The sequence below is a fragment of the Streptomyces sp. NBC_00102 genome, from assembly GCF_026343115.1.
GTDB lineage: Bacteria > Actinomycetota > Actinomycetes > Streptomycetales > Streptomycetaceae > Streptomyces.
This window is the reverse complement of sequence record NZ_JAPEMC010000001.1, coordinates 2066601-2088331: the sequence shown is the minus strand read 5'-3', so window position 1 is coordinate 2088331 and position 21731 is coordinate 2066601. Positions and strand designations below refer to the sequence as shown.

General features: G+C 71.6%; 12 protein-coding genes. 6 read left to right on the top strand and 6 right to left on the bottom strand.

Annotation, left to right across the window (positions count from 1 at the left end):
- Nucleotides 1–49 precede the first annotated feature (49 nt).
- The 3 genes from OHA55_RS09175 to OHA55_RS09165 all read right to left on the bottom strand — a co-directional run bounded on the left by OHA55_RS09175 (nt 50) and on the right by OHA55_RS09165 (nt 3283).
- Nucleotides 50–1066 (bottom strand): cation diffusion facilitator family transporter, encoded by a 1017-nt coding sequence (locus OHA55_RS09175; protein ID WP_266704586.1) that lies wholly within the window; start codon nt 1064–1066, stop codon nt 50–52.
- A gap of 134 nt (nt 1067–1200) precedes the next feature.
- Nucleotides 1201–2076: an acyl-CoA thioesterase II gene (gene tesB / locus OHA55_RS09170; protein WP_266704584.1), complete on the bottom strand. Its 876-nt coding sequence runs from the start codon at nt 2074–2076 to the stop codon at nt 1201–1203.
- A 49-nt stretch (nt 2077–2125) separates the two neighbouring features.
- Nucleotides 2126–3283 (bottom strand): acyl-CoA dehydrogenase family protein, encoded by a 1158-nt coding sequence (locus tag OHA55_RS09165; protein ID WP_266704582.1) that lies wholly within the window; start codon nt 3281–3283, stop codon nt 2126–2128.
- Between the two features lie 682 nt (nt 3284–3965).
- On the opposite strand from OHA55_RS09165, the gene OHA55_RS09160 reads away from it, so the two are divergent.
- Nucleotides 3966–6650, top strand: coding sequence for a peptidoglycan recognition protein (locus OHA55_RS09160; RefSeq protein WP_266704580.1), 2685 nt, complete (start codon nt 3966–3968; stop codon nt 6648–6650).
- Nucleotides 6651–7037: 387 nt separating this feature from the next.
- On the opposite strand, the gene OHA55_RS09155 is transcribed toward OHA55_RS09160, so the two are convergent.
- On the bottom strand, nt 7038–8558 hold the full coding sequence (locus tag OHA55_RS09155; protein WP_266704578.1) for a PucR family transcriptional regulator: 1521 nt from the start codon (nt 8556–8558) through the stop codon (nt 7038–7040).
- 350 nt (nt 8559–8908) lie between these two features.
- Between OHA55_RS09155 and OHA55_RS09150 the strand changes: the two genes are divergently transcribed.
- The 3 genes from OHA55_RS09150 (at nt 8909) to OHA55_RS09140 (ending at nt 13446) form a co-directional block, all read left to right on the top strand.
- The gene (locus tag OHA55_RS09150) at nt 8909–10492 is read left to right on the top strand and encodes a sodium:solute symporter (RefSeq protein ID WP_266704558.1); all 1584 of its coding nucleotides are present in this window, start codon (nt 8909–8911) and stop codon (nt 10490–10492) included.
- A 306-nt stretch (nt 10493–10798) separates the two neighbouring features.
- Nucleotides 10799–11767 carry an agmatinase gene (gene speB, locus OHA55_RS09145; RefSeq protein ID WP_266704556.1) on the top strand — a complete coding sequence of 323 codons (969 nt, stop codon included), beginning with the start codon at nt 10799–10801 and terminating at the stop codon, nt 11765–11767.
- Complete coding sequence (locus OHA55_RS09140; protein WP_266704554.1) at nt 11764–13446, top strand: thiamine pyrophosphate-binding protein; 1683 nt, start codon at nt 11764–11766, stop codon at nt 13444–13446. The genes speB and OHA55_RS09140 overlap by 4 nt, the downstream gene beginning before the upstream one ends.
- A gap of 60 nt (nt 13447–13506) precedes the next feature.
- Here OHA55_RS09140 and OHA55_RS09135 read toward each other — a convergent pair whose 3' ends face one another.
- Entirely contained in the window at nt 13507–13872 is a 366-nt protein-coding gene (locus tag OHA55_RS09135) for a hypothetical protein (RefSeq protein WP_266704552.1), read from the bottom strand.
- A gap of 311 nt (nt 13873–14183) precedes the next feature.
- Between OHA55_RS09135 and OHA55_RS09130 the strand changes: the two genes are divergently transcribed.
- Together OHA55_RS09130 and OHA55_RS09125 are read left to right on the top strand one after the other, a co-directional pair.
- Nucleotides 14184–18158, top strand: a complete 3975-nt coding sequence (locus OHA55_RS09130; protein WP_266704550.1) for an ABC transporter ATP-binding protein — start codon at nt 14184–14186, stop codon at nt 18156–18158.
- A gap of 122 nt (nt 18159–18280) precedes the next feature.
- Nucleotides 18281–19765: a S28 family serine protease gene (locus tag OHA55_RS09125; RefSeq protein WP_266704548.1), complete on the top strand. Its 1485-nt coding sequence runs from the start codon at nt 18281–18283 to the stop codon at nt 19763–19765.
- A gap of 77 nt (nt 19766–19842) precedes the next feature.
- Here the strand turns inward: OHA55_RS09125 and OHA55_RS09120 are convergent, their stop codons facing one another.
- Nucleotides 19843–21678 (bottom strand): glycoside hydrolase family 3 protein, encoded by a 1836-nt coding sequence (locus OHA55_RS09120; protein ID WP_266704546.1) that lies wholly within the window; start codon nt 21676–21678, stop codon nt 19843–19845.
- Between the last annotated feature and the right edge of the window lie 53 nt (nt 21679–21731).

The window sequence follows — 21731 nt, the reverse complement described above, 5'->3', positions numbered from 1 at the left end:
GGGATTTTCGACCTGGGCCGGTGCGGGAGGAGAGGATCGGAGGAAACGGTCACCCAGCTGACGCGTCCCGCTCCCGCTCGCGCCGCTGCTCCGGGCCCGGCGTCGGGTCCAGGTACACCCGTCGCACGGACGGGTAGCGGTCGCGCAGTTGGCGCTCGGCCCGTTCGCAGGCCCACTCGACGTCGGCGGCGCTCGCCAGGTCGCGGAAGTCGATCTTCGCGGCGATCAGGATCTCCGTCGGGCCCTGGATCAGGGTGGTCAGCTCCAGCACCTCCACGATGTTCGGCACGGTGAGCAGTTCGGCCCGGACTCCGGCGCGCATCGCCTCGGGGAGCGGTCGGCCGATGAGCAGTTGGGCGTTGGACCGGCCGAGCACCCAGGCCACGTACACCAGCAGGACACCGATCAGTACGGACGCGGTCCCGTCCCACACCCCGGAGCCGGTCAGCTGTCCGCCGAGCAGGCCGCCCGCCGCGAGGACCAGCCCGACGAGCGCCGCCGAGTCCTCCATGACCACGGCCTTCACCGCCGTGTCGGGGGTGTGCCGGAGGTAGTGCGTGGCCGGGGCGTGCAGGCGCGCGGCCTCGCGGCGCACCTGCCTGACGCCCGTCCGCAGCGAGAAGCCCTCCAGCAGGAAGGCGACGGCCAGCACGAGGTACGAGACGAGGGGGTCGCCCAGCTGCTCGCCCTCCACGAGGGTGTGCACGCCGTCGTAGACGGAGAACACGGCGCCGCCGACGAAGGTGGCGATGGAGGCGAGCATCGCCCAGATGTAGCGCTCGGGGCCGTAGCCCAGCGGATGTTCCTCGTCGGCGGGCTTCTCGCTCCGCTTGAGGGCGGTGAGGAGCATGACCTCGGTGACCGTGTCGGCGACCGAGTGCGCTGCCTCCGAGAGCATCGCGCTCGACCCGCTGATCAGCCCGGCGACCGCCTTCGCCACCGCGATGCCGAGGTTGGCGGCCGCGGCGACGACCACGGTGGCCGTGGACTCCTCGGCCTTCTCCGGTCGGGCGGCGCCCTGCGGATTCTCGGGGGTCTCGGGGCTCTTCGCGGGGTCGTCGCTCATGGTGGCGAGTATGTCCGCGATGCGGCGGGACACTCCGCAGCGGCGTGCGGACGTTCCCGTGCCCGTGTGCCCGTGTGCCCGGCGCAGAGTGTTCGGCGTCGTGCGTTCGGCCCGGCACGTTCGGCCCCGTGCGTTCAGCTCCGCGGGACGCGTACCAGCCCCTCCTGGATCACGGTGATCGCGAGGCGCCCGTCCTGCGTCCAGATCCGGGCCTGGCCGAGACCGCGCCCGCCGGACGAGGTCGGGGACTCCTGGTCGTACAGCAGCCACTCGTCCGCCCGGAACGGCCGGTGGAACCACATCGCGTGGTCGAGACTCGCGCCGACCACGTCGCCCACCGCCCATCCGCCGCGTCCGTGGGCCAGCAGCACGGAGTCGAGCAGGGTCATGTCGGAGACGTACGTGGCCAGGCAGACGTGGAGCAGGGAATCGTCGGCGAGCTTGCCCCGGGTGCGGAACCACACCTGCGAGCGGGGCTCACGGGGCCGGCCGGCCGTGGCGAACGGCGGGGCCTCCACGTACCGCAGGTCCACCGCGGCCCGTGCCTCCAGCAGCCGGTCGATCATCCCGGGGTCGGTGAAGCGGTCGGCGTAGCGGGGCATCATCTCCGCGGCCGTCGGCAGGGTCTCCGGGTCCGGGGCGTCCGGCATGGGCGCCTGGTGGTCCAGCCCCTCCTCGTACGTCTGGAAGGACGCGGTGAGGTGGAAGATCGGCTGCCCGTGCTGGACGGCGACGACCCGGCGGGTGGTGAAGGACCGGCCGTCGCGGATGCGGTCGACGTTGTAGACGATCGGCGCGCCGGGGTCCCCCATCCGCAGGAAGTACGAGTGGAGGGAGTGCGCCTGGCTGTCGTCGGGCACGGTCCGGCCGGCCGCGACCAGGGCCTGGGCCGCGACCTGGCCGCCGAACACCCGGGGCACCACCGCCGAGCGGCTGGTGCCCCGGAAGATGTCCCGCTCGATCCGCTCCAGGTCGAGCAGATCGAGCAGGGAATCGAGTGCTTCGCTCATGGATGAACGTGGCCGTCCTGGATCGTTTCCGGCCTTCGGTCCGCGAGCCCTACAGGCCCATGGACTTGGCGATGATGGACTTCATGACCTCGCTGGTACCGCCGTAGATGCGGTTGACGCGGTTGTCCGCGTACAGGCGCGCGATCGGGTACTCGTTCATGTAGCCGTAACCGCCGTGCAGCTGGAGGCACTTGTCGATCACCCGGTGGGCGACCTCGGTGCAGAACAGCTTGGCGGAGGCCGCCTCGGCGGCGGTCAGTTCCTTGGCGTCCAGGGCCTCGATCGCCCGGTCGACGACGGCCTCGGCCGCGTCCACCTCGGCCTGGCAGGCGGCCAGTTCGAACTTCGTGTTCTGGAAAGCGGCGACCGGCTTGCCGAAGACGGTGCGCTCGGACACGTATTGCTGGGCGAACCGGACGGCGGCCTTGGCCTGCGAGTACGCGTTGACCGCGATGCCCAGGCGCTCCTGCGGGAGGTTCTGGCCGAGGTAGGAGAAGCCCTTGTTCTCCTCGCCGAGCAGGTCCTCGACCGGGACCTTCACGTCCACGAACGACAGCTCGGCGGTGTCCGAGGTGCGCAGGCCCAGCTTGTCGAGCTTGCGGCCCACCGAGTAGCCCTCGGCCTTGGTGTCGACCACCAGCAGCGAGATGCCGTGGCGGCGGTCGTCGGCCTTCGGGGCGTCCGTACGGGCGCAGACGATCACGCGGTCCGCGTGCACCCCACCGGTGATGAAGGTCTTGGCGCCGTTGAGGACGTAGTGCGTGCCGTCTTCGGAGAGCTTGGCGGTCGTCTTCATCCCGGCCAGGTCGGAACCGGTGCCCGGCTCGGTCATGGCGATGGCGTACATCGTTTTGCCGGTCACGAAGTCCGGCAGCCAGCGCTCCTTCTGCTCCTTCGTGGCGTACGCCTTGAGGTACGGCAGGCAGAGCAGCACGTGCACGCCGGAACCGCCGAAGGAGACGGCCGCGCGGGCGGTCTCCTCGGAGATGATCGCCTCGAACTTGAACGACTCGATGCCGGCGCCGCCGTACTCCTCGTCCACCTCGATGCCGAAGATGCCCAGCTCGGCCAGCTTGTAGTAGAAGTCACGCGGCACCAGACCGGACGTGAACCACTCGTCGTAGACGGGGACGACCTCGGCCTCGATGAAAGCGCGGATGGTGTCCCGGAACGCCTCGTGGTCCTCGTTGAATACCGTACGGCGCACGGGGTGCCTCCTTGGTCGGGTGCGTGGCTTCGGTGAGCTGGTCGCTTCAGAGAGCATGTCTAAGCGCTTGCTCAGGCTTCTGTCGAAGTTACCCGGCAGTCACGGAGCTGTCCAGGGTGATGCCGCGCACTCCGGCGCGACTCCCCGGCGTGGCTCTCCGGCGTGTAATCCGCTCCGGGGTGTACTCCGCAGGGCGATCCTCCACCTGTGGGCGGTCGGTGGGTACCCCTGATTCAGTCGTCGCCGCATTGCGGAGATCCGGGGAACTCCTGGCGCGGTTGCTTTCTCGCCTTCGGTGAGCCGTCGGAATGCTGACCTTTCGACGGGCGGGTCGGTGATGTCCGTGGATTTCTCCGGTGGTCGGGCATTCCGTGCGAAGTGCCGGAACGCCGTGAAATGATCTCTGATTCCCCGAAATTGGCGTTGTGTCCCGAATGGCGTGATGGCGGGCCGGTGGCTGGTCGCCGACTGGTCGGCAGTGGGCCTACGGCGGGGTGACGGAAGCCCCGGGAGTCCGTGTTCTTGGTGCCGCCGTCGTGCCGTACGGGAAATGGAATGTCTCGTTCCTGGAATGGATTGCGACATTCCGTCTCTCTGTCCCCCTTGTTCACCGTGGTGTCCGTAGCATTTCGCCGTTCGGTGACAGCCTGTTCATCCAGGGGGAAAGTTGAGATTTCATCGAGTGAGCGGCAAGGCTGCCGCAGCGCTCGGAGTTCTGGCGGTGCTGGGACTTCAGGGCATATCGAGCGGCGCCGTAGCCGCGGAAGTACCGACCACGCATGTCCGAACCGGCGGTACGGGGGCGTACGGCGCCGGGGTCCGGGCGGACGGGCCGGTCAGGAGCGAGGTGCACCGGCTCGCCCTGAAGGCCGACGGGCACGGGAAGGCCACCCTCTCGCGTCGTACGACCGAGCCGTTCGGGCTGCTGGGCGTGTCCTGGACCGACGCCGGAGCCAAGATCGACGGCGCGATCGAGGCCCGTACCCGGAGCGCGGAGACGGGGGCGTGGTCCGACTGGATCACGCTGGAGCCGTACGTGCCCGGGCTCGACGGCGAGCGGCCTGCCGAGCGCGGTTCCACGGAGCCGGTCTGGGTGGGGCGTTCGAACGGTGCCGAGGTGCGGGTGAACGACGGGACGGCCTCCGGCGTCCTGCCGGCCGGCCTCCGGCTCGAGATGGTCGACCCGGACCTCGACGCGGGCACGAGCGCCTCCGGGACCTCAGCGGCTTCGGCGGCCGCCGCCGGAACTTCCACGGCTTCGGCGGCCGTCGCCAGAACTTCCACGGCTTCGGCCGGAACCTCCGCCGTCGCGCGGGAGGCCGCCGCGGTCGACCCGGGACCGCCGTCCACGGTGCCGCAGCCGCCGATCGTCACCCGTGCCGAATGGGGGGCCGACGAGTCGCTGGACGACGAGGGGCCCATCTATCTGGAGAACGGGATCATCAAGGCGGTCTTCGTCCACCACACCACCGATGCCGACTACAACTGCGCGGACTCGGCGGCCATCGTGCGGGCCATCCACGTCTACCACGTGAAGACCAACGGCTGGCGCGACCTCGGATACAACTTCCTGGTCGACAAGTGCGGGACGATCTTCGAAGGCCGTCAGGGCGGCGTGGACCAGCCCGTCATGGGCGCGCACACCTACGGCTTCAACAACGAGTCGACCAGCGTCGCGATCCTCGGCAACTACACCGACTTCGCCGCCTCGAACGCCGCGCTGGAGGCGACCGCGCGGGTGGCCGCGTACAAGCTCGGCCAGTACGGCGGCGACCCGGCGGGCACCACCTCGCTGGTCGCCGGCGCCACGCAGACCAACTACGCGGGTCAGCAGTTCGTCGCCGGGCAGTCGTACACGTTCAACCAGATCTCCGGCCACCGGGACGGCTTCAACACCGAGTGCCCGGGCGCCATGCTCTACCCGCAGCTTCCGGCCATCCGGACGCTGGCGGCCGGGCCCGTCCAGGGCCTCAAGGTCTCCTCGGTCGGCGGCGGTGCCTTCGCCGTGGATTCCGGTTACGAGACACCGGGCCCGGTGTCGGTGAACTGGTCGACCAGCACGCCCACCTCGTTGATCAGCAAGTTCGAACTGCTGGTGGACGGGCAGCCGGTGGTGACCACCGCGGCAGCCGCGCGCACCGCCTCCACGACGCTCTCCGTGCCCGGCGTCCACAAGCTGGCCGTGAGGGCCTACCACCAGTCGGGCGCGGCCACCACGACGACCGCGGTGAACGTGAACGTCCCCGCACCGAAGACCTTCGTGCCCCTCACCCCGCAGCGGGTGATGGACACGCGCACGGGGCTGGGCGTACCGAAGGCCAAGGTCGGCGCGACGGGCGTGGTCACCCTCCAGGTGACCGGAACCAACGGAGTGCCCGCCACCGGAGTGGGGGCCGTGGTGCTGAACGTGACCGCGACCTCTTCGACCGCCGTCTCCTACATCTCCGTCTATCCGGACGGGACGACCCGCACGAGTGCGTCGAACCTGAACGTGGTGGAGGGGCAGACGGTCCCGAACCTGGTGGTCGTGCCGGTGGTGAACGGCAAGGTGGACTTCTACAACAACGCGGGCAGCGTCAATCTGATCGCTGACATCACCGGCTACTTCAGCACCGGCGATCAGGGCTCCACGCACGTCAACCTGGGTCCGCAGCGGGTGATGGACACGCGTACGGGTCTGGGTGTGCCGAAGGCGCAGGTCGGTCCGGCCGGTGTGGTGACCCTTCAGGTCGCGGGCGTCAACGGCGTTCCGGCGACCGGTGTCACGGCCGTGGTGCTGAACGTGACGGCGACGCACGTGTCGGCGACGAGTTTCGTGTCGGTCTACCCGGACGGGACGACCCGCACGAGTGCGTCGAACCTGAACGTGGTGGAGGGGCAGACGGTCCCGAACCTGGTGATCGTGCCCGTGGTGAACGGCAAGGTGAGCTTCTACAACAACGCGGGCAGTGTCGATCTGATCGCGGACATCACCGGCTACTTCACCTCCGGCGGCGGGGGTGCTTCGCACGTCAATCTCGGTCCCCGGCGGGTGATGGACACGCGTACGGGTCTGGGTGTGCCGCAGGCCCAGGTCGGTCCGGCCGGTGTGGTGACCCTGCAGGTCGCGGGGGTCAACGGTGTTCCGGCGTCCGGTGTCACGGCCGTGGTGCTGAACGTGACGGCGACGCACGTGTCGGCCACGAGCTTCGTGTCGGTCTACCCGGACGGGACGACCCGCACGAGTGCGTCGAACCTGAACGTGGTGAAGGGCCAGACGGTCCCGAACCTGGTGATCGTGCCGGTGGTGAACGGCAAGGTGAGCTTCTACAACAACGCGGGCAGTGTCGATCTGATCGCGGACATCACCGGCTACTTCCGCAAGTGATCTGAGCCGGAAGCAGGGATGACGGGAGGGCCGGGGCGGTCTACGTCCTGGAGGTCGGCGAAGCCGGCGTGCGCCGCCTCGACGGCCCCCGGGGTACACCTCGGCCCCCTCGTACTGTCCTCTCAGCCCCCGCCGGGCCTTCCCGGCGGGGGCTGAGAGGTGAATACCGACACGCGTCATGGCGTCGGGCGGGCTTGCTCGTGAACCGGCTCGCCACGGTCCGACGTACCCCTTCACGAGTGACGCGTCGCGGGCGCCCGCGACGCGTCAAGGGCCCTCGCGGCTGCCATGGGTCTCACATCGGCCATGGGTCTCACATCGGCCATGGGTCTCACATCGGCCATGGGTCTCACATCGGCCGGGGGCCCTCGCGTCGGCCGGGGGCTCTCATGTCAGTCGTAGGGCGAACCACAGTTCCGTGCGGACGTCCATGTCGTCCAGGTCCGTGTCCAGCAGCTCCGCGCAGCGGCCGACGCGCTGGCGGACCGTGTTGCGGTGGATTCTGAGGGCCACCGCCGTTCGGTCCCAGCTGCCGTGCAGCGACAGCCAGCAGCGCAGGGTCTCCCGCAGGGTCTCCGAGAGCGGGGCGAGCAGCGTGCGGGCGTGGGCCTCCGCCGCGTCGCCGGCCAGCAGGTCGGTGAGGCCCCGGTCCGAGCGGTGCAGCAGCAGCGGGGTGCGCGTCGCCTCCGCGCGGGCCAGCGCCCGGGACGCCCGGGTGTCCGCGGCCGCGAGCCCGTCCAGCGGGACGGGGTCGGAGGCGCCGAGCACCCAGCCGGGCTGCGGGGTGAGCCGGGCGGTGTCGGTGAGCAGCACGCGCACCGCCTCCTCCGGGCGGCGGCCCGTGTCGACCAGGGCCGAGCCGAGGGAGGCGCCGAGGGTGCCCGCGGTGAGCGGGGCGGTGCTCCCGCCGCTCGTACGGCGGGCGTGCACCACGGTCCACGGGCCGTCCGAGCCGAGCAGCGCCCCCACCTCCCCGGGGGCCGCACCCAGCAGCATGCGTACCAGCGCCGCCGAACGGTCCGCCGAGCCCGCGCCCTGGTGCGGTGCGGCCAGCAGGGAGAGCAGGACGACGGCCATGCCCGCCACCGTGTGGTCGCCGGGCTCGCGGGGGCCGGTGGCCAGGGCGAGCACCAGGCCGTGCCGGCCGCCCAGCGCGTACGCCGACAGATGGGTGCCGTCCACCGTCTCGGTCGCGGACGCGGGGGCGGCTCTGCGTTCCTGCGGGGCGACCACCCGGGCCAGCCGGGAGAGCGCGGTGCGCACGGCCGGGGCGGTACGGGCGCCGGCCGTGTGGATCTCGCCGCCCTCCGGACTCAGCAGCACCGCCCGCCCGCCCAGCTGGGTCGCCAGCTGATGGAGCACCGCGGGCACCGGGTCGGGGCGGGCCGCCGCCGACGCGAGGGCCTGCTGGGCCCGGGCCGTGCGGCGCAGCTCCTGATGGCGGGCGTCCGCCATCAGCTGCCACACCGCCCGCGCGACCGAGGTGAAGGCGGTCTCCGGCGGCACCTCGAGGAGCGGCAGCCCGTGCCGCTCGCACGCCTCAGCCAGCCCGGGCGGCACCGACTCGTGCACCGGTCGCACCCCGAAGCCCAGCGCGGCGGCCCCCGCCTCCACCAGCCGCGAGACGTACCGTTCCGGGTCGGTCAGCAGCACGCCCGCGCTGAGCAGCAGCTCACCGCCGAGGAGGTACGGGTACGGGTCGGCCATCTCCGAGGTGTGCACCCAGAGCAGCTCCGCCCGCTCCGGGCCGGCGATCCTGCGCAGCCCCAGCTCCTCGCGGGCCAGCAGCGCGCCCAGGGGGACGGGCGGGGTGGGCGGCCCGGAGGGGCCCGCCGCAGCGGAGGGTCCGGCGGGTCCGGAGCCGGGTGGCTCAGGGGCGGGGAGGGGGGCCGCGGAGGAGTCCGGCATGGATGGTTTCTCCACTGTGGGCGTCAAGGATGGAGGAAACGTACACTTCAGCGCCGTCGGGCGGCCACCTACCGTCATCAGGGCGCACGAGACGTTCGCGACGCCCGAGTCCCCGGGGAGCAGACAGACACCTGTCGTCCCGGAGACCGGGGAGACCGGGAGACCGGGAGACCGGGGAGACCGGGAGACCGGGGAGGCCCGGAGACCGGGTGGCCGGGAGACCCGGAGACCGGGGAGACCGGGCTTCCGGAAGGGCGCTCGGCCCCGCTCCGGCCGCAGGCCGCCCGGCCGCGGGCACGTCGCGGGACGGACCCGGTGCGCACCCGACCGACTGAGATGGAGGGACGCCCATGGCCGTCGACTACGCGGTGATCGTGGTCTATCTGGCCGGCATGCTCGCCATGGGCTGGTGGGGCATGCGCCGCGCCAAGTCCAAGGCTGAGTTCCTGGTGGCCGGGCGCAGGCTCGGACCCTGGATGTACTCCGGCACCATGGCCGCCATCGTCCTCGGCGGCGCCTCCACCATCGGTGGCGTCGGCCTGGGCTACCAGTACGGCCTCTCCGGTGCCTGGATGGTCGTCACCATCGGCCTCGGCCTGCTGGCCCTCTCCGTCTTCTTCTCCGCGCGCATCGCGCGGCTGAAGGTCTACACCGTCTCCGAGATGCTCGACCTCCGTTACGGCGGCCGGGCCGGGATCATCTCCGGCGTGGTCATGTGGGCCTACACCCTCATGCTCGCGGTCACCTCGACCATCGCCTACGCCACGATCTTCGACGTCATCTTCGACCTCGACCGGACCGTCGCCATCGTGCTCGGCGGGGCGATCGTCGTCGCCTACTCGACCCTCGGCGGCATGTGGTCGATCACGATCACGGACATGGTCCAGTTCGTCGTCAAGACGATCGGCGTGCTCCTCCTGCTGCTGCCCATCGCGGTCGTCAAGGCCGGCGGGTTCAGCGAGATGAAGGCCACGCTGCCCACCGAGTACTTCGACCCGCTCGGCATCGGCGGGGAAACGATCTTCACCTATGTGCTGATCTACACCTTCGGCATGCTGATCGGTCAGGACATCTGGCAGCGCGTGTTCACCGCCCGCAGCGACCGCACGGCCCGCTGGGGCGGTACCGTCGCCGGCACCTACTGCCTCGTCTACGCCCTCGCCGGAGCCGTCATCGGCACCGCCGCCAAGGTGATGTACCCGAAGCTGCCGAGCGCCGACTCCGCGTTCGCCACCATCGTCAAGGACGAACTGCCGGTCGGTGTGCGCGGGCTGGTGCTGGCCGCCGCCCTCGCCGCCGTGATGTCCACCTCCTCCGGCGCACTGATCGCCTGCGCCACCGTCGCCAACAACGACATCTGGTCCCGCCTGCGCGGCGCGATCGGCAAGGGGACGGGAGCCCCGGACGGCGCGGTCGCACCGGGTGCCGACGGAGCGGATGGTGCCGGCCGGGCGAACGCCGACGGGACGGGTGACGGCGGTGCGGACGGCGGGCACGACGAGGTGCGGGGCAACCGCGCGTTCATCCTCATCATGGGTGTCGCCGTCATCCTCATCGCCATCGCCCTCAACGACGTCGTCCAGGCGCTCACCGTCGCGTACAACCTCCTCGTCGCCGGACTCCTCGTGCCGATCCTCGGCGGACTGCTCTGGCGCCGGGGCACGGCGGCCGGTGCGCTGGCCGCGGTCGGCGTCGGAGGGATCGCGGTCGTCGTGCTGATGGGGACGTACGGCATCCTTGCCAATGAACCCGTCTACTACGGACTGCTCCTCTCGCTCGCCGTGTACGTCGTCGTCTCGCTGGCCACCAAGCCCACCGACCCCGCCGTGCTCAGCGCCTGGAGGGAACGCCTGGCCGGACGCGACGGGAGCGACGGAGGCGACGGGGACGCCCCCGCCACCGGCGCCTCCCCGCAGGAGCCGGTCACCGCGTAAGGCCGCATCGAGTTCCGGGCCGGGCATCGAGTCACGAGCCCGCCCGGAACCCGGTACAGCCGTTGGACCACCCGCGCCGGTCCCCCGCCCCGAGCCGCCGCCCGCCGACCACCCCCTCGGTCCGCGCGGACGGAGGCCCGGGTACGACCGGCCGACCCATGGCCGCCACCGGTCCGGTACCACCGGTGGCGGCCACCGCACCACCGCACCACCGCCCACGCGGAGGCATCCGGAGCCTCCGCAGCCCAGCCCCCCACACGTCCCCCCACCCCGAAACACCCCGAACGACCCGAAAGAAGGCCCTCCATGAGCAGCAGCGAAACGCCTCGCGGCCCCGTCGATTCCTCCCGTGTGCCCCGGTACGCCGGTCCCGCGACGTTCGCCCGGCTGCCCCGGCTCGACGAGGTCGGCACCACCGACGTCGCCGTCGTCGGCGTGCCCTTCGACACCGGCGTCTCCTACCGTCCCGGCGCCCGCTTCGGCGGCAACGCGATCCGTGAGGCCTCGCGCCTCCTGCGCCCCTACAACCCGGCCCAGGACGCATCGCCGTTCGCGCTCGCCCAGGTCGCCGACGCCGGTGACATCGCGGCCAACCCGTTCAACATCAACGAGGCCGTCGAGACGATCGAGGCCGCGGCCGACGATCTGCTCTCCACCGGCGCCCGCCTGATGACCCTCGGCGGCGACCACACCATCGCCCTGCCGCTGCTGCGCTCCGTCGCCAAGAAGCACGGACCCGTCGCCCTCCTCCACTTCGACGCCCACCTGGACACCTGGGACACCTACTTCGGCGCCGAGTACACCCACGGCACGCCGTTCCGCCGGGCCGTCGAAGAGGGCATCCTCGACACCTCCGCCCTCTCCCACGTCGGCACCCGCGGCCCGCTCTACGGCAAGCAGGACCTCACCGACGACGCCAAGCTGGGCTTCGGCATCGTCACCTCCGCCGACGTCATGCGCCGCGGCGTCGACGAGATCACCGACCAGCTCCGCCAGCGCATCGGCGACCGGCCGCTCTACATCTCCATCGACATCGACGTGCTCGACCCGGCCCACGCGCCCGGCACCGGCACCCCCGAGGCCGGCGGCCTCACCTCCCGCGAACTCCTCGAGATCGTGCGCGGCCTCTCCTCCTGCCATCTCGTCTCCGCCGACCTGGTCGAGGTCGCCCCCGCGTACGACCACGCGGAGATCACCGCCGTCGCCGCCTCGCACACCGCCTACGAGCTGACGACGATCATGTCCCGCCAGATCGCCGGGGCGCGCACGAAGTGAGCCACGACCACGACGACCGGCCCCGCCTCACCGAGGCCCAGGCCGAAGCCGCGCTCAACCCGCCGCCCGGCCGCAACGGCGGTGACCTCGTCGTCGAGTCCCTCCAGGGCCTCGGCGCGACCACCGTCTTCGGCCTGCCCGGCCAGCACGCCCTCGGCATGTTCGACGCCCTGCGCCGCTCCTCCCTCTCGTACGTCGGACTCCGCGTCGAGAACAACGCGGGCTTCGCCGCCGACGCCTACGGCCGCATCACCGGAGAGGTCGCCCCGCTGCTCCTCTCCACCGGCCCCGGCGCGCTGACCTCGCTCGCCGCCCTCCAGGAGGCGGCGGCCGCCTCCGCACCGGTGCTCGCGATCTCCAGCCAGATCCCGACCGCCGGCCTCGGCGGCGGCCGGCACGGCTACCTCCACGAACTGCGCGACCAGAAGGCTTCCTTCCGGGACGTGGTGAAGTCCGTCCACACCGTGCGGACCGCCTCACAGATCCCCTCCGCCATCGCCGCCGCCTGGGAGTCCGCCCTCACCGCCCCGCACGGGCCGGTCTGGATCGAGATCCCGCAGGACGTGCTGCTCGCCGAGACCACGCTGCCGCCGGTCTCCGCGATGGACGCCACCCCGCGCGAGCTCTACCCGCGCCCCGAGCTGACCCTCGCCGCGGCCCAGTTGCTCTCCCGCGCCGAACGCCCCGCGATCATCGCGGGAGGCGGCGTCGTCCGCTCCGACGCGAGCGGCAAACTGCTCGCCCTCGCCGAGAAGCTGAACGCCCCGGTCGTCACCACCTTCGGCGGTAAGGGCGCCTTCCCCTGGGAACACCCCCTCTCCCTCCAGTCCTGGCTGGAAGACCGGCACACCACCGACTTCCTGGAGTCGGCCGACGTCCTCCTCGTCATCGGCTCCGGGCTCGGTGAACTCTCCTCGAACTACCACACCTTCAGCCCCCGGGGCCGGGTCATCCAGATCGAGGCCGACGCCGGGAAGCTGGAGTCCAACCACCCCGCACTCGGCATCCACTCGGACGCCCGCGAGGCCCTCGCCGACCTTCTGGAAGCGGTCGACACCCGCGAGGACCCCACCGCCGCGGAGCGGGTACGGACCCTGCTGCGGCAGGTCCGGGACCGCATCGACGCCCAGGACCTCACCCTGGAGCAGCGCGTCCTCGCCTCCGTCCGCGAGGCGCTCCCGGACACCGCGCCCAGCTTCTGGGACATGACGATCCTGGCCTACTGGGCCTGGTCCGCCTTCGACGCCCGCCACCCCAACACCATGCACTCCGCCCAGGGCGCCGGAGGTCTCGGCTACGCCTTCCCGGCCGCCCTCGGAGCGGCCGCCGCCGACCCGACCCGGCCGGTGCTCGCGGTCTCGGGCGACGGCGGCTCGATGTACTCCGTCGCCGAGCTCGCCACCGCCCGCCAGTACGACCTCCCGGTCACCTGGCTGATCGTCGACGACGGCGGCTACGGCATCCTGCGCGAGTACATGACGGGTGCCTTCGGCGAGGCCACCGCCACCGAACTGGCCCGCCCGGACTTCGTCGCCCTCGCCGAGTCCTTCGGCGTCCCGGCCGTCCGCACCTCACCGGACGCCCTGGCCACCGACCTGGCGAAGGCGCTCGCCGAACCCGGCCCGTCCGTGGTCGTGCTCCCGGCGCTGCTCAGGATGTTCGCCCCGACGCATCTGTAGGTCCACCCCGCCGACGGGCGGAACGAACAACGCCGGGGGAGAGGCCGGTGTGCGCCGAGCTCAGCGCACACCGGCCGTCTTCTCGATGAGGGCCATCTGCTCCTCGCGCCCCCGCAGGAACTCCGCCTGCCCCTTGGCGTCGAGGCTGCCGGGGAACTCCCTCGCGACCGGCATCGCGTCCGGCAGCATCCCGAACACGGTGTCGACCGACTCCACCGGGTGCTTGCGCCGTGCCTCCATGTAGAACTTGCCCGCGGAGGCCAGCGCGTCCCGGAGATGGCCCAGTGGCTTCTCGGCGGTCCTGGCACGGTGGCCGTCCTCGCCCAGCCGCGCTCCTCCGCCCGGGCTCAGTCGTTGCAGCACTTCGAGCACCGCGTACACCCGGCCGCTGCGGTACGCGTCCGTCCTGGTCCCGTCGTCCGTCATGGAACGTCCCCCGTCCCTCCGGTCGGAGCTCCGTCCCGCGGAACTCCGGAATCCCTGACTTCCCGGCTCCACCCTCCGGCGGAGCCCTTCGTCGTCTTGGTTACCCACCGTAGTTGGCGTCGAACGTGCGTAGGGGGTTCGGCGGGCGACTTCAGCCGATCGGGTGATTTGCCTCGGGACCATTGACCGGCATTTGTTGCAGCGGGATGAAATCCGCAGCCCAGAGCGTTGGTGCGTTGCGGAAGTTCAGAGGGAGTGGCGTCACGCGACAGCACGTTCGCAGGCGGCAGCAGGGCGATCGGGAGGCATCGGTGGCGGGCGCGGAACAACGGGGCAAGAGGAAACGGGACTCCGGAGAACAGGCCACCGGTCAACCGGAAGTCACCGGACGGCCGGGGACCACCAGCCGGTCGGGGGCCACCAGCCGGCCGGCCTCCGGACAGCGGACCACCGGTCGACCGGCCCGCGGACAGCAGCCCCCCGGCGAACAGCCCCCCGCCCCCCAGGGCTGGGCCCGTCGCCTCGCCGGCTACGCCTGGCGCTACCGCCGCGACGTGATCCTGGCGCTCGGCGCCTCCCTCGCCGGGATGGCGGTGATGGCCCTCGTCCCGCTGATCACCAAGGTGATCATCGACGACGTCGTCACCACCCACACCCGTTCGCTCGCCGTCTGGACCGGCCTGCTGATAGGAGCGGCGGTCGTCATCTACGCCACCGCCTTCGTCCGCCGTTTCTACGGCGGACGGCTCGCGCTCGACGTGCAGCACAACCTCCGTACCGAGATGTACGCGACGATCACCAAGCTCGACGGCAGACGTCAGGACGAACTCTCCACCGGTCAGGTCGTCGGCCGCGCCACCAGCGACCTCCAGCTCATCCAGAGCCTGCTCTTCATGCTCCCGATGACCATCGGGAACATCCTGCTCTTCCTCGTCTCCCTGGTGATCATGGCGTGGCTCTCGCCGCTGCTGACCCTGGTGGCCGTCGCCGTCGCGCCGGCCATCTGGTTCATCGCCCGCCGCTCGCGGGCCCGTCTCTTCCCCGCCACCTGGTACGCCCAGAGCCAGGCCGCCGCCGTCGCCGGGGTGGTCGACGGGGCCGTCTCCGGGGTCCGGGTCGTCAAGGGGTTCGGGCAGGAGGAGCAGGAGACCGGGAAGCTCCGCGAGGTCGGCCGCCGGCTGTTCGCCGGCCGGATGCGCACCATCCGGCTGAACGCCCGCTACACCCCCGCGCTCCAGGCGGTGCCCGCGCTCGGGCAGGTCGCGATGCTGGCGCTCGGCGGGTGGCTGGCGACCCGGGGCCAGATCACCCTCGGCACGTTCGTCGCGTTCTCCTCGTACCTCGCGCAGCTCGTCGGGCCGGTCCGGATGCTCGCCGTGGTTCTCACCGTGGGCCAGCAGGCCCGCGCGGGTGTGGACCGGGTGCTGGAGCTGATCGACACCGAGCCCACGTTCGCCGACGGCACCAAGGAGCTGCCGGCCGACGCCCCGGCCGGAGTCGAGTTCGACAACGTGGGCTTCGGCTACGGCACGCCCCCGGGAGCCCCCGCGGCGGACCCCGGCCTCGGCGCGGACACCTCGCACACCGACCACGCGGAGGACGGCGAGGAGACCCACTACCGCCCCGTCCTCAAGGGCTTCTCCCTCTCCATCGCCCCCGGTGAGACCGTCGCCCTGGTCGGCGCGTCCGGCAGCGGCAAGTCCACCGTCTCCCTGCTGCTGCCGCGCTTCTACGACGTGACGCACGGCGCCGTCCTCGTCGGCGGCCACGACGTCCGCGAGCTGACCCTCGGCTCGCTGCGCGCCGCCATCGGGCTCGTCCCCGAGGACAGCTTCCTCTTCTCCGAGAGTGTCGGCGCCAACATCGCCTACGGGCGCCCCGACGCCACCCAGGAGCAGATCGAGGCCGCCGCCCGTGCCGCGCAGGCGGACCGGTTCATCGCCGAGCTGCCGAAGGGGTACGACACCAAGGTCGGCGAGCACGGCCTCACCCTCTCCGGCGGGCAGCGCCAGCGCGTCGCCCTGGCCCGCGCGATCCTCGCCGACCCCCGGCTGCTCGTCCTGGACGACGCCACCTCGGCCGTCGACGCCCGCGTGGAGCACGAGATCCACGAGACCCTGCGCCAGGTGATGGCGGGCCGCACCACGCTCCTCATCGCCCACCGCCGCTCCACCCTCGGCCTCGCCGACCGCATCGCCGTCCTGGACGACGGGCGTCTCTCCGACGTCGGCACCCACGAGGAGCTGGAGCGGCGCTCCGCGCTCTACCGGCGGCTGCTCACCGACCCGGACGAGCTGGGCGGCACCTCGCCCGGCCACCGGCCGGTGCGGATTCCGCCCCTGGAGGACGACCGGACGCTCCAGGAGGAGATGGAGGCGGAGTTCGACACCGAGCGCGGTATCACCCCGGCGCTCTGGATCCGCAAGGAGCAGGAGCGCGACCGGGCCACCGCCGGAATGCCCGCCACACCGGAGCTGCTCGCCCAGGTGGAGGCGCTGCCGCCCGCGACGGACGTCCCGGACGTCGACGAGGACCGGGCCGTCCGCCCGGAGGGTTCGTACGGGCTGCGCAGGCTGCTGCACGGGTTCGGGCCGGTGCTGCTGGTCAGCCTGGCTCTGGTGGCCGTGGACGCCGGGATGGGCCTGCTGCTGCCGGTACTGATCCGGCACGGCATCGACTCGGGTGTCACGCAGATGTCGACCGGCGCGATCTGGACGGCCTCGCTCCTCGCGCTGGCCGCCGTCGTCGTGCAGTGGGCGGCGCAGATCGGGGAGACCCGCAAGACCGGCCGGACCGGCGAGCGGGTGCTGTACTCGCTGCGGCTCAAGATCTTCTCGCAGCTCCAGCGGCTCGGCCTCGACTACTACGAGCGCGAGCTGACCGGCCGGATCATGACTCGCATGACGACCGACGTCGACGCGTTGTCGTCGTTCCTGCAGACCGGTCTGGTCACCGCGTTCGTCTCCGCCGTCACCTTCTTCGGGATCATGGCGGTGCTGCTCGTCCTGGACGTGCAGCTGGCCCTCGTCGTCTTCGCCGTGCTGCCGTTCCTGATCGTCGGGACCGTCGTGTTCCGGCGCAAGAGCGTGGCGGCGTACCAGCTCGCCCGTGAGCGGATCGGTGCCGTCAACGCCGACCTCCAGGAGTCCGTCTCCGGGCTGCGGATCGTGCAGGCGTTCAACCGGGAGCGGGACGGCGCGGCGCGGTTCGCGGAGCGCTCCACCCACTACCGGCAGGCGCGGGTGCGCGGCCAGTGGCTGATCTCGGTGTACTTCCCGTTCGTCCAGCTGCTCTCCTCCGTCGCCTCGGCCGCCGTGCTGATCGTCGGAGCGGGCCGGGTCGACGACGGGACGCTGATGGTCGGCGCGCTCGTCGCCTATCTCCTCTACATCGACCTGTTCTTCGCCCCCGTGCAGCAGCTCTCCCAGGTCTTCGACGGCTACCAGCAGGCCACCGTCTCCCTCGGCCGCATCCAGGAGCTGCTGCGGGAGCCCACCTCCACCGCGGATCCCGAGGCGCCGGTGGAGCTGACCGAGCTGCGCGGCGACATCGCGTTCGAGGACGTCTCCTTCGCGTACGGGGACGAGGAGGAGGCCCTCACCGGCATCGACCTGCGCATTCCGGCCGGGCAGACCGTGGCGTTCGTCGGCGAGACGGGCGCGGGCAAGTCCACGCTGGTCAAGCTGGTCGCCCGGTTCTACGACCCGACGTCGGGCCGGGTCACCGCGGACGGCACCGATCTGCGGATGCTCGACATGACGGCGTACCGGCACCACCTCGGGGTCGTCCCGCAGGAGTCGTACCTCTTCCCCGGTACGGTCCGCGACGCCATCGCCTACGGCATCCCGGACGCCTCCGACGCCCGGGTGGAGGCGGCGGCCCGGGCGGTCGGCGCGCACGACATGATCGCGACGCTGGACCGCGGCTACCTCCACGAGGTCGCGGAGCGGGGCCGCAACCTCTCCGCCGGGCAGCGCCAGCTCATCGCGCTGGCCCGCGCCGAACTGGTCGACCCCGACGTGCTGCTCCTCGACGAGGCCACCGCCTCCCTGGACCTGGCCAGCGAGGCGCTCGTCAACCAGGCCACCGACCGGCTGACCGGCCGCCGCACCACGCTGGTCGTCGCGCACCGGCTGACCACGGCGGCGCGCGCGGACCGGGTCGTCGTGATGGAGCACGGCCGGGTGGTGGAGGACGGTCACCACGACGAACTCCTCGCGCTCCAGGGCCGGTACGCCCGGTTGTGGCGCACCTTCATAGGGGAGGACGAACCCGCCGCCGTGTGAGCGGGCGGAGCCCCGGCGCGGCGGCGGCCGTCCGCGCGCCGCGCCGGGGCAACTGGGTCTGGCGTGGTGCGTGTTGCTCCCGCTAGGTTCACGGCCAACGTCGTGAACCCAGGGGAGTGCGTATGCGTAAGACGCTCAGAGGTGCTCTGTCGCTCGCGTTGCTGATCGGCACGGTCGGTGCGACAGGGGCCTCGGCCGGAGCGGCCAACGCCGCGCAGCCGGCGGTGGAGCAGACGGGGACGGCCGCGACCGCCACAGCGAATGCGGACACCACGGACATCAAGGACCGCATCCTTGCCATACCGGGCATGAGCCTGATCGAGGAGAAGGCGGTCACCGGCTACCGCTACTTCGTCCTCGACTACACGCAGCCGATCGACCACCGGCACCCGTCCAAGGGCACGTTCCAGCAGCGGATCACCCTGCTGCACAAGGACACCTCGCGGCCCACGGTCTTCTTCACCAGCGGCTACAACGTCTCCACCTCGGCGAGCCGCAGCGAGCCGACCCGCATCGTGGACGGCAACCAGGTCTCCCTGGAGTACCGGTTCTTCACGCCCTCGCGCCCCCAGCCCGCCGACTGGTCCAAGCTCGACATCTGGCAGGCGGCCAGTGACCAGCACCGGGTGTACGCGGCGCTGAAGAAGATCTACAGCCAGAACTGGCTGGCCACCGGCGGCTCCAAGGGCGGCATGACCGCGACCTACTACGAGCGCTACTACCCGAAGGACATGAACGGCGTCGTCGCCTACGTCGCACCGAACGACGTGGTGAACGACGAGGACTCCGCGTACGACCGCTTCTTCGGATCGGTCGGCACGAAGGAGTGCCGCGACAAGCTGAGCGCCGTCCAGCGCGAGGCCCTGGTCAGGCGCGCGCCTCTGGAGGAGAAGTACGCGGCGTACGCGGCCGAGAACGGCTACACCTTCTCCACCGTGGGCACGCTCGACAAGGCGTACGAGGCCGTGGTCATGGACTACGTCTGGGCTTTCTGGCAGTACAGCAAGGTCGCCGACTGCGTCTCCCTCCCCGCCGACGCCAAGACCGCCACCGATCAGGAGATCTGGGACTCCGTCGACGCCATCTCGGGCTTCTCCGCCTACGCCGACCAGGGCCTGGAGACGTACACGCCGTACTACTACCAGGCCGGTACCCAGCTCGGGTCGCCCGACATCACGCAGCCCTGGCTCGGCAAGCTGAGCCGGTACGGCTACCAGCCGCCGCGCAACTTCGTGCCGCGCTCCATCCCCATGACCTTCCAGAAGGGCGTCATGCGGGACGTGGACTCCTGGGTCACCCACCACGCCACCCGGATGATGTACGTCTACGGGCAGAACGACCCCTGGGGCGCCGAGCGGTTCGCCCCCGGCAAGGGCTCCCGGGACAGCTACGTCTACACCCAGCCCGGCGGCAACCACGGCTCGAACGTGGCGGGCCTGGTGGCCGACGAGAGCGCGGCGGCCACCGCGACCATCCTGCGCTGGGCGGGGGTCACCCCGGCGGCCGTGGCGGCCGACCCGGCGAAGGCGGCCCCGCTGGCCAAGTACGACACCCGCCTCGACAAGCAGGACGAGCAGCTGACCCGACGTCACACCCGGCGCCCCTGACCGGCACCACGCACAGCACCCGGCGCGCGCCCGCTTCCACAGCGGGCGCGCGCCGGGCGCGTTCGGAGGCGAGAGGGTCAGTACTCCAGGCCGTACCCCACCGGGTGGAGCACCTGCGACGGGTCGTCCGCGCGCGGTACCGGGACGGGCAGCCGCCCGCCCGGCTCGGCGTGGCCCGCGATCACCCGTGCCGAGGCACGCAGTTCGACGTCGGTCCAGGAGTACGACGCGAGGCTCGCCGCGTACCCCGTACCCGCCAGCTGCGCGATGTCGTACGGGTTGCGGATCGCCACCGTGACCACCGGGACCCCGGTCGCGGCGAGCGCGCTCACCAGGGTGCGTTGCGAGCTGGTCGCCGTCACGTTGTACGTGCCGACCACCACCGCGTCCTTGCCCGCCGCGGCCGCCACCGCCTCGGCGATCTTCGCCGCGGCCGGCGCGGTGCCGGTGGACAGGGCCGTCGCCGTGTGGCCGAGCGCGGTGAACTCCGCGGCCAGCGTGCTGGTCGGCGGACCGGTCGTACCGGACGGGGAGGCCGGATCCGCGCCCACCACCAGGATGTTCTTGTGGCTGCGCCGGGAGAGCGGCAGCAGACCGGTGGGGTTGGCGAGCAGCGTGGTGGTGTGCTCGGCGATCCGGTCGGCGGCGGCCAGGTGCGCCCGGGTGCCGACGATCCGGTCCACCTGCGAGTCCTTGACGAACGGGTCGTGGAAGAGCCCGAGTTTCGCCTTCAGCCGCAGGATCCGCAGAACCGATTCCTCAATGCGGGCCTCGGTGAGTTCGCCGTTGTGTACGGCGTTCACCACCGCGTTCCACGCGACGTCCAGGGTCGGCGGGTTGAGCAGCTGGTCGACGCCCGCCTTCAGCGCCAGGACCGGCACCCGCTCGTCGCCGTACTTGGTGCGCACGCCCTCCATGCCGAGCGCGTCCGTCACCACCACCCCGTCGTACCCGAGTTCCTCGCGCAGGACGCCCGTCAGGATCGGCCGCGACAGGGTCGCCGGGTCCTCGGACGGGTCGAGGGCGGGGACCACGATGTGCGCGGTCATGATCGAGTCGATGCCCGCCGCGACGGCCGCCCGGAACGGCGGGGCGTCCAGCTCGGCCCACTGCTCGCGGGTGTGGGTGATGACCGGCAGCCCGGTGTGACTGTCGGTGCTGGTGTCGCCGTGACCGGGGAAGTGCTTGGCCGTCGAGGCGATCCCGGCGCCCTGGTACCCCTTCACCTGCGCGGCGACCATCCCCGCCACGGAGTCCGGGTCGGCGCCGAAGGAGCGTACGCCGATGACCGGGTTGGCCGGGTTGACGTTGACGTCCGAGTCGGGCGCGTAGTTCTGGTTGATGCCGAGGGCGGCCAGCTCGGTGCCCGCGATCTGGGCGGCGCGGCGGGCGTCGGCCCGCGAACCGCCCGCGCCCAGCGCCATCGCGCCCGGCAGCAGGGTGGCGGGTTCTCCGACCCGGCAGACGATGCCGTGCTCCTGGTCGGTGGAGACCAGCAGCGGCACCTTCGACGGCCCGGCGAGCGCGGCCTGCTGGATGCCGTTGGAGAGCGCCGCGATCTGGTGCGGGTCACGGGTGTTGTGCGCCCAGGTGAAGTAGATGATCCCGCCGACGTGGTACTTGGCGATCATCTCGGCGGCCGTACGGACCCCGATCTCGGCGAGGTTGGCGTCGATGTCCGCCTGGTCCGGCTCCGTCGCGGAGTGGCCGTACACCCGCATCACGAAGAGCTGGCCGACCTTCTCCTCGAGGGACATCCCGGCGACGATCCGCCGGAGCCGGTCCGCGGGGACGTGGCGGGAGTCCGCCCGGTCCGCCGCCGCGGCCGGGATCGCGACGACGCCGGTGGCCGCGGCCGCCGCGCCGGCCGCCGCCGCGGCGAGGAGGGTGCGTCTGGAGGTGCGGTGGTGCACGTGAGCCCCTTCCGGTTACTGAAAGAAACTTCCAAGAAGGTACGGATATATGG

Excerpts from the sequence above, each read along its gene's own strand:
- OHA55_RS09175 (WP_266704586.1), bottom strand. The coding sequence starts at position 1,066 with ATGAGCGACGACCCCGCGAAGAGCCCCGAGACCCCCGAGAATCCGCAG.
- tesB (WP_266704584.1), bottom strand. The coding sequence starts at position 2,076 with ATGAGCGAAGCACTCGATTCCCTGCTCGATCTGCTCGACCTGGAGCGG.
- OHA55_RS09155 (WP_266704578.1), bottom strand. The coding sequence starts at position 8,558 with ATGCCGGACTCCTCCGCGGCCCCCCTCCCCGCCCCTGAGCCACCCGGC.
- OHA55_RS09150 (WP_266704558.1), top strand. The coding sequence starts at position 8,909 with ATGGCCGTCGACTACGCGGTGATCGTGGTCTATCTGGCCGGCATGCTC.
- speB (WP_266704556.1), top strand. The coding sequence starts at position 10,799 with ATGAGCAGCAGCGAAACGCCTCGCGGCCCCGTCGATTCCTCCCGTGTG.
- OHA55_RS09135 (WP_266704552.1), bottom strand. The coding sequence starts at position 13,872 with ATGACGGACGACGGGACCAGGACGGACGCGTACCGCAGCGGCCGGGTG.
- OHA55_RS09125 (WP_266704548.1), top strand. The coding sequence starts at position 18,281 with ATGCGTAAGACGCTCAGAGGTGCTCTGTCGCTCGCGTTGCTGATCGGC.